This is a genomic window from Methylocaldum sp. (genome assembly GCF_039794385.1).
Lineage (GTDB): Bacteria > Pseudomonadota > Gammaproteobacteria > Methylococcales > Methylococcaceae > Methylocaldum.
This window is the reverse complement of sequence record NZ_JBDIVO010000153.1, coordinates 1-10,333: the sequence shown is the minus strand read 5'-3', so window position 1 is coordinate 10,333 and position 10,333 is coordinate 1. Positions and strand designations below refer to the sequence as shown.

7 protein-coding genes, 1 tRNA gene and 1 pseudogene are annotated in these 10,333 nt (G+C 57.3%); 5 read left to right on the top strand and 4 right to left on the bottom strand.

The window, feature by feature from the left end; genetic code table 11:
• From ABJK70_RS13745 to ABJK70_RS13735, 3 genes and pseudogenes are all read left to right on the top strand, one after another.
• Positions 1–2,630: SbcC/MukB-like Walker B domain-containing protein (locus ABJK70_RS13745; protein ID WP_347258246.1), on the top strand; the 2,630-nt coding region annotated here is incomplete at its 5' end.
• Positions 2,627–3,817, top strand: a complete 1,191-nt coding sequence (locus tag ABJK70_RS13740; protein WP_347258245.1) for a Wadjet anti-phage system protein JetD domain-containing protein — start codon at positions 2,627–2,629, stop codon at positions 3,815–3,817. The genes ABJK70_RS13745 and ABJK70_RS13740, both read left to right, overlap by 4 nt.
• 865 nt (positions 3,818–4,682) lie before the next feature.
• Positions 4,683–5,363: pseudogene (locus tag ABJK70_RS13735) on the top strand (SOS response-associated peptidase).
• A 229-nt stretch (positions 5,364–5,592) separates the two neighbouring features.
• Here the strand turns inward: ABJK70_RS13735 and ABJK70_RS13730 are convergent.
• The 3 genes from ABJK70_RS13730 to ABJK70_RS13720 all read right to left on the bottom strand — a co-directional run bounded on the left by ABJK70_RS13730 (position 5,593) and on the right by ABJK70_RS13720 (position 7,962).
• The gene (locus ABJK70_RS13730) at positions 5,593–6,450 is read right to left on the bottom strand and encodes a hypothetical protein (protein ID WP_347258244.1); all 858 of its coding nucleotides are present in this window, start codon (positions 6,448–6,450) and stop codon (positions 5,593–5,595) included.
• A gap of 224 nt (positions 6,451–6,674) precedes the next feature.
• Positions 6,675–6,750 (bottom strand) — tRNA-Glu (locus tag ABJK70_RS13725).
• 186 nt (positions 6,751–6,936) lie between these two features.
• Entirely contained in the window at positions 6,937–7,962 is a 1,026-nt protein-coding gene (locus ABJK70_RS13720) for an isocitrate/isopropylmalate family dehydrogenase (RefSeq protein WP_077730947.1), read from the bottom strand.
• A 162-nt stretch (positions 7,963–8,124) separates the two neighbouring features.
• On the opposite strand from ABJK70_RS13720, the gene grxD reads away from it, so the two are divergent.
• Positions 8,125–8,460 (top strand): Grx4 family monothiol glutaredoxin, encoded by a 336-nt coding sequence (gene grxD, locus ABJK70_RS13715; RefSeq protein WP_077730948.1) that lies wholly within the window; start codon positions 8,125–8,127, stop codon positions 8,458–8,460.
• Here grxD and rnt read toward each other — a convergent pair.
• Positions 8,449–9,099 carry a ribonuclease T gene (rnt, locus tag ABJK70_RS13710; RefSeq protein ID WP_077730949.1) on the bottom strand — a complete coding sequence of 217 codons (651 nt, stop codon included), beginning with the start codon at positions 9,097–9,099 and terminating at the stop codon, positions 8,449–8,451. The two genes, grxD and rnt, sit on opposite strands and share 12 nt — an antisense overlap.
• Positions 9,100–9,250: 151 nt before the next feature.
• On the opposite strand from rnt, the gene ABJK70_RS13705 reads away from it, so the two are divergent.
• Complete coding sequence (locus ABJK70_RS13705; protein WP_077730950.1) at positions 9,251–10,057, top strand: VacJ family lipoprotein; 807 nt, start codon at positions 9,251–9,253, stop codon at positions 10,055–10,057.
• Positions 10,058–10,333: the final 276 nt, after the last annotated feature.

Below are 10,333 nucleotides of genomic sequence, written 5' to 3'. Positions count from 1 at the left end.
CGCAGCTGAAGAAGAGCGTCGACGGCAGTCGCATCGAAATCGCGGCTAAGCTCAGCGGCATCCCGGCCCACACCGAGAAGAAGACGCTGGACGAACGGCTGGAGCGCACGACGTCCGGCGCTCGCGGCAAGCTCAGCGAGCTTCACGCCGGCCTGCACGCTGCGGCGCACATCAAGAATGTCGCCGACACCATCGCCAAGCGGCCGGTGCCCGAGCAGTTCCCGAAGCTGCGGACATCGGTGGAGGCAGTTGCCAAGGCTATCGCCTCGACAAATGTGGACCGCCTGGCGGGGCTGCTCGACTCGGTGGTAGACGCCAACCGGGACGACGTGTTGTCGGTGGAGAAGCTGTTCCAGCTGGCGCCGGCCTTCGACGGCATCGAGACTGGGCTGGGCCAGCTTCATGCCGCGTTGGTCGGGGCTGACGACAGCGTCCTGATGGCAATCGCCGCCGAAGCTACGTCGCTGGGTCAGCGCATTGAGGCAGCTCGGAAGGACCGAAAGGAGCTAGCTGAGCGAAAGGAGCGGCTGGTCGCCGGTGCCGGCAACTACAACCGCGACACGGTGCAGGCGCTGGAGCGCATCCGTGAGCGCCTGCCGGAGGCCGGTGTCCAGGTGCTTTGCGATCTCGTGGAGCCAGCTTCCGACGAGTGGCAAGCCGCCATCGAGGGCTACCTGGGCGGGGCGCGCTTTAACCTCATCGTCAAGTCCGAGTGGGAGGCACCCACGATTGACTTCCTGAAGTCCTGGGGCTCCCGCTCGAAAGTCGTGCAGAGCAAGCGTTGCCTGGACCGAGCCGACCCGTCCCGCGTACCGGGCAACTCCATCATCCACGAGCTGCGCACCGGCCACCCCATTGCCAAGGCCTACCTCATCGAGCAGTTCGGTGCGGTCGTGAAGGTAGCTGACTCCAACGAGTTGCGGTTCACCCCTCGTGGCCTGACCAAGGACGGAAAGGGCAGCGGCGCGATGACGATGTTCATCTGCGAGCGCAAGGATTTCGTCCTCGGTCGCAAGGCCAGGGAGCGGGCGCTGCGGGATACGACCGAGATGCTCGAGGCTGCGGACCGCGACATCCAGAACCTGGAGCGCCTGCAGGGTTCGCTCGCGGACTTCCGCCGCATGCTGACCAATCTGAAGGAACCGACCTTCGATGCCAAGCCGCTGGCGCAGTTCGCCGGCGACCTGGATGCCACGCGTCGTTCGCTGTCGCAGCTTGACCTGACGGAGGTCGAGCAGCTGCGCGCCGAACTGGCGCGCCTGGAAGGCCTCATCAAGGCCCATGACGAGGAGATTCGGGCAGCGAACAAGGCCGTTGACCTGGCTGAGCAACGCATCATCGAGGCTAAGAAGGTCATCGAGTGCATCAACGCCGGCCGGGATGCGCGCTTCCAGGAGCGCGAAAACCAGATTCGTCGCCTGAAGCACCTGTGCGAGGCCAACCCGGAGAAGACGTACACCGTCATGGCGCAAGAGGTAGACGATCTGCTGGCGTCGCGGACGTACGAAGTGCCTGCAGTCCAGGCGCGGCTGAACCATTTGCGTACGCAGCCCGAGAAGCTCTTGGGCGACGTGCGCGAGATGTTGGCTGAGTACAACGCCAGCGTGCGGCAGGACGAGCGCTTTCAGTCCGCGCTGCCGCACCTGACGGACGCCACGTCCTTCGAACCCTACTATGGCCCCCTGGTGGTCCTAGGCCGAACCGTCAGCAACCTCCACAACGAGCTGGAGAACATCGGCCTATACAACAACCGCGCCAAGGTGGAAGAGGCCGAGCGGTCCTTCCACGACGTGTTCACCAAGCAGTTCTGCGTCGAAATCAAGAGCAAGGTGGACGAGGGCGTTCGAATGCTGCGCCAGCTGAACATCGAGCTGGAGAAACTCAAGTTTGGCACCGACCGCTTCAGCATCGACTGGTCGAAGTGGGAGCCCGAATTCCAGGAGTACTACGGGTTCTTTTCGGCTGTCGCCGAGCTGGCCGACTCGCCCGAGACCGTTAACCTGTTTGGCGAGACCGAGCTGTCGCCCAAGCACATCGAGGTGCGCGACCGGCTGGTCAAGCTGCTCCTTGACCAGGACCAGGAGCGTGCAGGGCGCGAGCTGCTGCGCATTGCCGACTACCGAAACTACCGTCACTACGAAATCTGGAACGACTCTGACAATGGTGGCCGTATTGCGCTGTCCACTTGGGGCACCGGTTCCGGCGGGCAGTTAGAGACCCCGGCCTACATCGTCCGTGCCGCAGTGGTGACCAACCGCCTGAGGCTCTTCGAGAAGGGCGCAAGTCTGAAGTTGTTGGTGAGTGACGAGTCGTTCTCCAGGATGGACGAGCCGCGTGCTCGTGCTGTGCTGAAGTACCTCCGCGACAGCATGGGCTTGCAGCTCATCAGCGCCATGCCGACGAAACATGCCGGCGCGCTGCGCCCCGAGTTCGACCGGGAGTACAGCTTCAGTCGGATGCATACGCCCAACAACGGAGAGCTCGACTTCGTCTCGGAGTGCGATGAACGCATCTTCAAGAAGGACCGCATGCGCGAGCTCTGGGAAAAGCAGCGTCAGGACGTGCGTGAGCAAGCTAAGCTCGCTTTCGATGCAGCCGAACCTCCCGAGGCGGTGGAGGCTCTTAAGTGACGGGACAGCCGCTTTGGCTTCAATCCAGCCCAGTTCGCGAGCTGCTGAACATGCTCGTGGACCGGCTGGATGCGGCTGAGCGGCGGGGCAGCTCCAAGGCACAGTCCGTCGCGCTAGGCGAGCGGACCTGGCCCGCGCTTTACAAGGCGCACCGGGAGTCCGAGAAAGAGGGACTTTGGCAGCACGTCACCGAAATGGCGCGCTGGGGCTGGCTGGCAGTTAAGCCGGAGGTTGCCGTGCGCTCCCGCTCTGGCTACGCTAGCTTACCTCGAGTAACGGTGTCCGACGAAGCTGCGGTGAGGACGGTAGTCGGCCGCACGGAGCGGGTCAAGTCGGCTGCCGAGCGTTGGCGTGACGCAGTGTATGTGGGGCTTCAGGCCAGTGATGACATCAAGGCCGTGGTATCCGAGTTCTGCATCGATATGCCCGACCGATCGATGGCGGAGGTGGTCGAGCGCTTGAACGAGCTGCCTGCCCTTGCTGACAGGCCCATGTTGCTTCGGGAGGTGTCCTCCCAGCTGTTCTGGGGCATGTCGAAGGTGCTCGACAAGCGGCAGGGCCTGGTCGCGGCGCTGCTCGGCGCCGACGAGTGCCCGTTCCCCGAGTCGCCTATCCAGCTACAGGTGTTCCTGCCGCCCACCGGCTACCGTGGGGTGCTGTTCATCGAGAACTTGATGAGCTTCGAGCGAGCCACGCGCTCCAAGAGCCCTGCCTTCGAGGGGCTGGCGCTGGTGTACGCCTCCGGGTTCAAGGGCAGCGCACAGCGGCTTCGCACACCGGACGGTTGCTCGCTCTTCTACTCCGCCCGCGGCGGCATCAGCCAGAACCTTAGGGACGACTTCGAGGCGTGGCTGTTCGGCAAGGTGACCAAGCCGGCGTACTTCTGGGGCGATCTGGACTGGGCCGGGATGCGCATTCTGGCAGCGATGCGGACGAGCTTTCCGGGGCTAACGGCCTTCGAGCCAGGATATACATCGATGCTCGCGGCCTTGTCGGAAGGGCGGGGGCACTCGTCTGAGGCGGCGGACAAGCAAGGGCAGAAGGCCATTACTGCGACGGGATGTGCCTATGCCGATGAGCAGCTTCTTCCTGCGCTCCGGAGTTCATCGCGCTTCGTGGACCAAGAACAGGTCACCTCGGCGGAATGCCACGCGTTGGCCTTAAGCAGCGGTTTCAAGGCTTTCTAAGAGTTGTTTTGGAATGTACGACGTGGTTTTCTGTACAGCCGACAAGCTCAACGGGTGTATAGAAAACCGTCTCGGTAAGCTTTCCGGTTGCCCCTGAACCGCTCCGACTTTCGTAGAAGTCGGCTGGTGTGAGTCAGGCCTGCATGGTCTATTCAGCGAGGTGAAGATAGTGGGCGATATCGGCCAAGCGCTTATTAACCCGGCCTATAAATATAGGCCGGGTTAATCCGGGGCAGGGATGCCCCGGCGCGGCGACAAGCCGCGTGAGCCCAGGCCGGGCGTGTACCGGCCTGGGCGGCGGCCCGAAATACCAGGAGGGTATTTACGGGCCTGATTAATAGTGTCGCGAAACCAGACAAGCATAGGTTCAATTCGAACGACTGGTTTTCAAGAAGTCGAAGGTCCGCATTGGGTCGGGACCAACAATTGCCAGTCTATGGAAGCGGTCATTCCCGAGCGCCAGCTTTCAGAAGAGGGTCAGTGACAGCAAAGGCCGGAGGCTGTGTGAAAACGCAAAAATTGAAAATCTGGTGGAGAGGTTCCGCTGAGTTTTGCCTAACTTTCCTGCCGACGTGGAGTTAACGATTAAGAATTCGCTTGTTTGAGGCAGGTGAATGGAGTGAATTCCACTTTGAGGTGGTTCGCTCGTGAGTTTTCACACACCCTGGCCGAACAGCGGAAGTTCACTTTGGTGGCTCTAACTGTCCGTTCAGGGCACACAGCTAAAGTTCGAACACCGTCCGTGAGATCAAGTTGTCCTCGCTACACTTTACTGGCAGCGACGGTGACGCCGCTTTTTGTTATTGGCATACAAAGCCACGCGGTCCTAGCTAGACTTCATCCCAAACCATGCCGGAGGCAAGTCATGTGCGGACGCTATTCGCTCAAGACAGACGAGATACATATGCGCCGTCACTTCAACCTGAAAAATATTCAGACCTTCGCTCCCCACTACAACATCGCACCGAGCCAATCGGTGCCGATCGTCAGACTGACCCCAGAAGGCCAGCGGGAATGCGTTTCCGTCCGCTGGGGGTTGCTGCCCTCATGGGCGAAGGAGCCAAAGACTGACTACAGCACGATCAACGCACGGGCGGAGACGGTCGCCACCAAGCCCGCTTTCCGAAACGCCTTTCGGCGGCGCCGCTGCCTTGTGCCCGCAACCGGCTATTACGAATGGGCGGCGCGTCCTGGCTCCAAAACGAAGCAGCCCTATTACATCGGCCTATGGGAAGGAGGGCTGTTCGCGTTTGCCGGACTCTGGGAACACTGAGAGCGGGAAGGGACGGTCATCGAATCCGGCACGATCATCGTGACCGAGGCCAACGACCTGACCCGGCCGATTCACGACCGCATGCCGGTGATTCTGAGCGAGCAAGACTATGCATTGTGGCTATCCGTGGACGGCCGGCAAACCGAACACTTGCAGAGAGTGTTAAAGCCGTTTTCCTCTGAGCTTATGAGGGCTTATCCGGTGAGTACGGCCGTAAACAATCCAAGAAATGACAATGAGACCTGCATCGAGGGCATTTCCGCAGAATTCTGACGGAACTTCGAACCGGGTCTAAGCTGAGATCAGCACCAACAATCTACGCCTAAGATAATTGCAAGGCCGCAGTAAGCCAGGTTAGTGCCACGCAGCCGCTTATTTATTGACGGCGCTTTATCGGCACGGGTATTTCTGCGGACATCACGATTTTCGCCTCCGAAAACCGGACTTAATGCTCATTTTATTAAGACAGCAATCCCTATCATGGCAATATCGAACGACTTTGCTACCGGATCGCTTCCATGAGACGGCTTTCGTACTTTCCCCGGATATCGTTCTTCCAACTATCCATTATGTAGAAGGATTTGAAAGTCGCTGTTCGAAGGTATGATCCACGCGCTTTCTTAGGCAAGGGCTTCTTGTAAGCCGTGAATTCAATTTTGCCGTTGAGCCTTGGATCGGCGTAAATCAGCCAATTTCCGCTTTCGCTGGTGTAAGACTTCACATTGTCTTCGCAGGTGATCTGGAATCCCAGATTCAATAAACGCTGTTCGGCCCAAGCAAGTTCACTCTCATTACGGAACGTGCCGCCGAAAGTGGGGCCTTCATCAATTAGCTTAGGTTCCTGATCGGGGGCAATACGATAAAGGATTTCCGAGCCTTTGCGCTGCCTTAATAACTCCTCTTTCTGAGTTTTCTCGATCTGTTCTGCGGCATGAAATTTCTCATGCCAATGCTCCTTAGCGAGCTCAAAAGCCGCCTCCAAGACTTCGCAAGGACGAATGTTACCCCAGCCGACGAGATGACGCCGAAGTCCTTCTGGAACAGTAAACCCTCTTTCGTAGGGAGAGGAGCCTTCCCCGCCACATAGTGGGCAACAGGCACGGTTGGAAAAATACGAACCCTCTTCCGGAGGGAGAATGTGCGCAAGCGCCACGACCGTCTCAGCGGTTCTGTTTAGCCAACCATGGGTCTCTTGTCTTGACTTACACGAAAGATAACTCTTGAGTGCTTTTTGAGCCGCTTTCGGCATCAGGCTAAGAATAGTGTATCGCGCTTCCCGTAGCTGATTGCTAAGGGCACTTATCTCTTTTTTGTACGGATCGACAATGATAGCGAGTTCTGGGAATTGATCCTTAGGCATCGTCGCCTCTTTATCACCAACCTAATCTTTAGGAAAAGCACGCTAATCCACGATGAAGTTGCTCTTGGGCGGCGACCACAGAACAGTGGCTTTGGACTTGGCTTTCTCGACTGACTCGTCGTCTTGAATCACCCGATTCTCCTGGATGCCGGTGTTTGCTGGAACACTCCAGCAACACGCTAGCAACACGAGACTGATCTACGATTGTAAGCCACTGATGTATATGGCGTCCCCAAGGGGGTTCGAACCCCTGTTGCCGCCGTGAGAGGGCGGAGTCCTGGGCCGCTAGACGATGGGGACGTAGCGGGAGGCTTAATAGATTAGCGCGAGACGTCCGATTGATCAAATCCAATTTTTCCTATTCGCGCCTTGGCGAACAAGGTCCGTCTGCGTTTGGCCCCATGTAAGTCGGTCATGGGGCCAATCTTGAGATACTGTGTGGGCTGCCTGGCAGCAGAAAACTTCTACGAGAACGGTGCTTTCCGATCAGCCTTGCTCGATGAGCTCGCGGATTATGGCATCGGCCATATGTTGCGTTCCGTAGGGCGAATTCGCGTTTAGGTCGGGCGTCACGATTCTGCCGTCGCGGATGACCTTACGGACGGCTTGTTCGATTTTCCGGGCAGCGTCGAGCTCCCCGATATGTTCGAGCATCATGGCGCCCGCCAGGATCATGGCCGTCGGATTGGCAATGCCCTTGTCGGCAATATCCGGCGCGCTGCCGTGCACGGCCTCGAATAAAGCGGCATCGGTGCCGATGTTCGCGCCTGCGGTCAATCCCAACCCGCCGATGAGACCTGCCGCCAAGTCGGACAGAATATCCCCGAATAAGTTGGTGGTAACGATCACATCGAACACTTCCGGCCTCATGACCAGTTGCATCGAGCAGGCGTCGACGATCTTGTCTTCGAACTCGATCTCCGGATAAGCCTTGGCGACTTCCCGACCGATTTCCAAAAACAGCCCGGAGGTACACTTCAAAATGTTGGCTTTGTGCACCAGCGTCACTTTTTTGCGCTGGGTTTTGCGCGCATATTGAAAGGCGTATTCGATGATCCGTTCGGAGCCTTTCTTGGTAACGATCGCGATGCTTTCTGCTCCCAGTTTTTCCGCATCGACCTTGATGAAATGCTCGATACCGGCGTAGAGGCCTTCCGTATTCTCGCGAACCGTCACCAGGTTTACATTTTGAAACGGTGTGCTGGTGCCTTCGAAAGAAATGGCCGGACGAACATTCGCATACAAGTTGAATGTCTGTCGCAAGGTTACGTTGACGCTTCGGTAACCCCCGCCGACCGGCGTGGTCAGCGGGCCTTTGAAGCAAATTCGATTGTTCCGGATTGATTCGATGGTCGCATCGGGCAATGGATCGGCATGTTTTTCGACAGCCGCCATGCCGGCTAATTGCCGATCCCAGTGGATTCTTACGCCGGTCGCTTCGATCACGCTGACCGCGGCATCGACGATGGAAGGTCCGATACCGTCACCGGGAATGAGGGTAATCTGATGCATGCAGAGAATTCCTTATTTATTTTGAGTGATGAAATTGTCGCTTTAGCGGATTATCCAACAGTAAACGACAAAGTTTAAGCATCAGAGTCGGCCTTCCGAGCGCCGATCATTTCTGATAGATTCACTAAGGTATTTTATCCACTTTAATTTGAGACAGCCGGTATGGACGTTACAGAACGCATCAAGAAACAACTCGCCGAGAATCCGGTGATCCTTTACATGAAGGGGTCTCCCGATTTTCCTCAGTGCGGCTTTTCGGGACGGGCAGTGCAAATTTTGGAACGCTGCGGCGTCGAGTACGCTTACGTGAACATCTTCGAAGATCCCGAGCTGAGAGAGGGGCTGAAGGTATTTTCTCAATGGCCGACGTTTCCGCAGCTTTACATTAACGGCGAGCTGGTCGGCGGAAGCGATATCATGTTGGAGCTGTTCGAAAGCGGCGAGTTGCAGAAGCGGCTGAGCGAAGCGGCTCCTACTTCGGTGGATTCATCCGAGTAAATCCTCCGGGCTGCCTTTTTCAATCGTTACCAGGTCTTTCCAGCGATTTACGATCGTACAGAACAGGCGAGCGGTTTGCTCGGCGTCATAAATCGCGGAATGCGCTTGGTCGTTGTTCCACTCGAATCCCGCCGCTTGCACCGCCTTCGCCAGCACGGTTTGGCCGTAAACCAGACCGCTTAAAGTAGCGGTATCGAAAGTGCTGAAAGGGTGAAAAGGATTCCGCTTGATCCCGCACCGCGCCACTGCCGCGTTCAAAAAACCGATGTCGAAGGCGGGATTGTGCCCGACCAGGATCGCCCGAGTACACTCGGTGCGCCGGACGGCGGCGCGAATGGGCTGGAAGATCTTCGAGAGCGCTTCCTTCTCATCCACCGCGAATCGAAACGGGTGATAAGGATCGATCTTGTTGAAACTCAAGGCAGCCGGATCCATGCGAGCACCTGGAAACGGCTTGATATGAGTGGAATGGGTCTCACAGATCTGGAGATGGCCGTTGCCGTTCATCTCGGGAATAACCACGGCAATTTCCAGCAAAGCATGTTCCGAAGGGCTTAGACCCGAGGTTTCGACGTCGACGACGACAGGCAAATAGCCGCGGAAGCGGCGCGCCAAACTGGCGAGATGATGATCAGGCATTATTCGATCGCATTTTTTTCTCGACTAGGTTCGCTAAGCTCATTATATTTTCCCGTCAACTCGAATTTAAGTTCACGGTAGCTCGAAGCTTCGCCCTGGATATGCTAATTTTAGAGAAAGCCTGATCGACTTCGGGAAAGGAACAAAAAAAATGAAAACAACTCGCCAGTTACGCCCTTCATTGCCGGTCTTCGGACTCGCGCTTATCGTGAGTCTTGCCGGCTGCGCGACCGCCACCAAGCATGATCCACGCGACCCTTGGGAAGGGTGGAACCGCGGCGTTCAGAAATTTAACGATACTCTGGACGATTATGTCATGAAGCCCGTCAGTCAGGGCTATCAATATATCACGCCGTCGTTCGTCGATAAGGGTATCACCAACTTCTTCAGCAATGTGGACGACATTGGCGTAATCGCCAACGACCTATTGCAATTCAAGCTTCTCCAAACCGGGCAAGACACCGGCCGATTCCTGGTCAATACGGTTCTGGGTGTGGGCGGATTCATCGATGTCGCCTCCAAGCTCGATCTACCGAAACACAACGAAGATACTGATCAGACCTTGGGCGCCTGGGGCATTCCGTCGGGTCCCTATCTGGTTCTGCCGTTCATCGGACCGAGCACGCCCCGCGGCGCCCTCGGCTTGGCCGGAGACACCGCCGCCAACCCCATTAACTGGATCACTCCGGCCGCGATTCCCTATGGAACGGGCACTCTGAAAACGGTCGACATGCGCGCCGACCTGCTGAGCGCCACCAAAATCGTTGACGAGGCCTCGGTCGACCGTTACGAGTTTATTCGTAACGCTTACTTTCAGCAGCGCAATTACCTGATCCATGACGGCAACCCTCCTCTGGAGGATGAGTTCGAGCAGGAAATGGACCTTGAATTGGAAGGCTTGAGCCCAAGCAACGGAGATACCGAAAAGAAGGAAAAACCGGAAAACGAACAGCTTTAGCCCGTTTTCCGAATCGGTGTAAGGGATTCGGATATGTAGGTCGGCAATCCCTTGCCGACGTATCGGCTCGGCGAAGGGCTTTGTCGGCAAGGGATTGCCGACCTACGTTCTCCCCTCCTGGCACGAATCCGTACACCGGGATGGAAAACGCTCTAATACTACAGCCGCATTTATTTAGGTCTAACAAGCATGGTAATCGACTGAGGAGACTGCCATGCAAGACTCGATACGACAGTGGGACGCGGAGCTGACCGCACTGCATGCGCGGATTGGCTC

What these genes read in the sequence shown, in the direction of transcription:
- ABJK70_RS13730 (WP_347258244.1), bottom strand. Translation starts at nt 6,450, where the DNA reads ATGCCTAAGGATCAATTCCCAGAACTCGCTATCATTGTCGATCCGTAC.
- ABJK70_RS13720 (WP_077730947.1), bottom strand. Translation starts at nt 7,962, where the DNA reads ATGCATCAGATTACCCTCATTCCCGGTGACGGTATCGGACCTTCCATC.
- grxD (WP_077730948.1), top strand. Translation starts at nt 8,125, where the DNA reads ATGGACGTTACAGAACGCATCAAGAAACAACTCGCCGAGAATCCGGTG.
- rnt (WP_077730949.1), bottom strand. Translation starts at nt 9,099, where the DNA reads ATGCCTGATCATCATCTCGCCAGTTTGGCGCGCCGCTTCCGCGGCTAT.
- ABJK70_RS13705 (WP_077730950.1), top strand. Translation starts at nt 9,251, where the DNA reads ATGAAAACAACTCGCCAGTTACGCCCTTCATTGCCGGTCTTCGGACTC.